The sequence below is a fragment of the Thiospirillum jenense genome (genome assembly GCF_014145225.1).
Lineage (GTDB): Bacteria > Pseudomonadota > Gammaproteobacteria > Chromatiales > Chromatiaceae > Thiospirillum > Thiospirillum jenense.
This window is the reverse complement of the sequence record NZ_JABVCQ010000078.1, coordinates 1-1,261: the sequence shown is the minus strand read 5'-3', so window position 1 is coordinate 1,261 and position 1,261 is coordinate 1. Positions and strand designations below refer to the sequence as shown.

General features: G+C 46.3%; 1 protein-coding gene. It reads left to right on the top strand.

Annotated features, from left to right (window positions below; genetic code table 11):
* Positions 1–1,261: Eco57I restriction-modification methylase domain-containing protein (locus HUK38_RS14565; protein WP_202985581.1), on the top strand; the 1,261-nt coding region annotated here is incomplete at both ends.

Here is a 1,261-nt window from a genome sequence, read left to right as displayed (position 1 = left end):
GTTGGAGCCGTTGCCGAATATCGATTTTAATCTGTTGACCGGTAATTCATTAGTTGGGTTATTACAAGTCAACGCGGCGGCCTATTCAGAACAGCAGAAAAAACACGCCGATTTATTTGCGCAGGGTGAATATGCGCGGGTGGTGGCGGAGAAGAATCGGTTAATTGGTTTATATCGGGATACGACGGCGGAGTATTCCAAAGTGGATTTGGCGGCAATTAAACAGGAGGTTAATCAGCATCGCACGGCGGCGCAGTTGGTCTTAAATGATTTGCTATTGCAGGAAATGGGGCAGGCGGGCGTGAAGTTTGAACAGGCGACGTGGGATGATGCGAAACAAAAACTGGGTAAACCAATTAAACGGGCATTAACAACGGCGGATGTGGCGCAATTAAAACCGTTCCACTGGGGCTTTGAATTCGATCAGGTGTTGAATGAACGCGGCGGGTTTGATGCAATTATAACGAATCCGCCGTGGGAAATTGTCAAGCCGAATGCAAAGGAGTTTTTTCAAGGGCATTCTGCATTGGTGACGAAAAATAAAATGACGATTAAAGACTTTGAAAAGGAGCAAGTTAAGTTATTGGCAGATCAGGAGATTCGCGTTGATTGGTTGGATTATGCGTCGCATTTTCCGCATCAATCGGCGTGGTTTCGCGCCGCGCCGCAGTTCAGTTTTCAATCGGCAATAGTGAATGGAAAAAAGACGGGGAGTGATATTAACCTGTATAAATTATTTACTGAACAATGCGTCAATTTATTGCGGGCGGGGGGCGAGTGTGGAATTGTGATTCCGTCGGGGATTTATACGGATTTGGGCGCGAAAGGCTTGCGGGATTTATTATTCGGTCAATGCGACGTGACGGGCTTGTTTTGTTTTGAAAACCGCAATGAAATCTTTGAAAATGTGCATCGCAGTTTTAAGTTTGTGGTATTGACGTTTGAAAAAGGCAAAGCAACGCGGCAATTCCCAGCGGCGTTTATGCGTCATCAGGTGAATGAACTGGCGGCGTTTCCGTCACCAACGGATTTATTATTGTCAGTGGAGTTAATTCGCCGCTTGTCGCCCGATTCGCAGTCGGTGATGGAATTCAAAAGCGCATTGGATGTACAAATTGCGGAGAAGTTGCTGCAATTCCCGTTATTAGGCGACACGATTGATGGCAAATGGAATCTGCGATTATCTCGTGAATTTGATATGACGAATGATAGTCATTTATTCAAAACGGCAGCGGGCGCGGGGCGGTTGCCGTTGTTTGAA